General features: G+C 37.1%; 1 pseudogene. It reads left to right on the top strand.

What is annotated here, in order from left to right:
- Nucleotides 1-428: 428 nt before the first annotated feature.
- Nucleotides 429-1,355, top strand: a pseudogene (gene repM, locus FTV42_RS16785) (replication initiation protein RepM); the annotation flags it as partial.
- Nucleotides 1,356-1,563 lie beyond the last annotated feature (208 nt).

A 1,563-nucleotide genomic window follows, 5' to 3' on the forward strand; every position in this document is an offset into this window, starting at 1 on the left:
GAATCCATTCTTGTTTTTAGCGTCCTAGCCGGTCTTTGAAAAAAACTGCCCCCAGGAATCGAGCGCAGCGAGATTCAATAGAGTTTGAGCGAAGCGAAAACATAGGGCAGTTTTAAATGCCGTTTTTAATTTTTTTGGGCTTTTAATAATAAAAAAGCTTTTAAATGCTTTTAAGCAGTCTGAAAGCATTGATATACGTGCGTTTCAGAGGACATAAGACGACACTTAGTGTGCTAAAAGACGACACTTAGTGTGCTAGAAATTCTCAATAAGACGACACTTAGTGTGCTTTGAAAGACAAAATAAAACATGTCGTTTTAAGCACGTTTAGTTTGCAAGATGCGACAAAATAAAATATGTCTGCTTATTGCTTCTTGATAAGGCTTCACATAAGATCAATAAGACGACATAATAAAATAAGACGCTATATGAAAGATTTAATTGTGAAAGATAACGCTTTAATTAATGCCAGCTACAATCTTGACCTAGTGGAACAACGGTTAATTCTTTTAGCAATAATTGAAGCCCGTGAAAGTGGTAAAGGTATTAATGCGAATGACCCTTTAACTATTCACGCAGAGAGCTATATCAACCACTTTGATGTATTGAAAAATGGTGCTTATCAAGCACTAAAAGAAGCCTGTAAAGACTTGTTTGCTCGTCAATTTAGCTATCAAGAACCAAGAGGAAAAGGAGTAGCTCATATTACCTCACGTTGGGTTTCTCAAATTGCATACATCGAAAAAACGGCATCTGTTGAGTTAATTTTTTCACCTGCAATTATCCCTTTAATAACTCGGCTAGAAAAACAATTTACGAGCTATGAGTTAGAGCAAGTAAAAGGGCTTTCCACTGGCTACGCCATTAGACTTTATGAACTTTTGATTGCTTGGCGTAGTAGTGGGAAAACACCAATTATTGAGCTAAGTGAGTTCAGAGAAAGATTGGGAGTATTAGAAAGTGAATATCATCGAATGCACGACTTTAAAAAGCGTGTTTTAGAACCATCATTAAAGCAAATCAATGAAAATACAGATATTACTGTCAAAGAAGAACAGCACAAAAGAGGACGTAATATTATTGGTTTTTCATTCCGATTTAAACAGAAGGCACAGCCAAAAAAACAACAAAAAACCGACCCTAAACGAGATCCAAACACACCTGATTTCTTTGTCGAAATGACCGATGCACAACGGCATTTGTTTGCACACAAATTATCTGAACTGCCCGAAGTTGGTAGCGAATATGCAGAGATCGGAGAGTCATCCGAAGACTTTACGAAACGCCTTGCAGACATGCTTTTAGAGCCAAAAAAATTCAGGATGTTTTATCCGCTACTGGAACAGCTCGGCTTTGGTTCTAAAAAAATCCAATCTGCACCAGTCAAACAGGTAGATGAACCTAAGTTTATTGAATTGCGAAATATGCAAGTGAACAGCTTGTCGTTCAATATGTCCCGTGACAAGAAATTCGCTCATTTAAAACAGGAAAACGAATCTCCAGATGATTTTATGCAACGGCTTCGCATCATGCTAAAAGACCCAAAACAGCAAATTCAATTTT

Origin of the sequence: Acinetobacter sp. YH16052, from assembly GCF_013417155.1 — a bacterium.
Taxonomy (GTDB): Bacteria; Pseudomonadota; Gammaproteobacteria; order Pseudomonadales; family Moraxellaceae; genus Acinetobacter.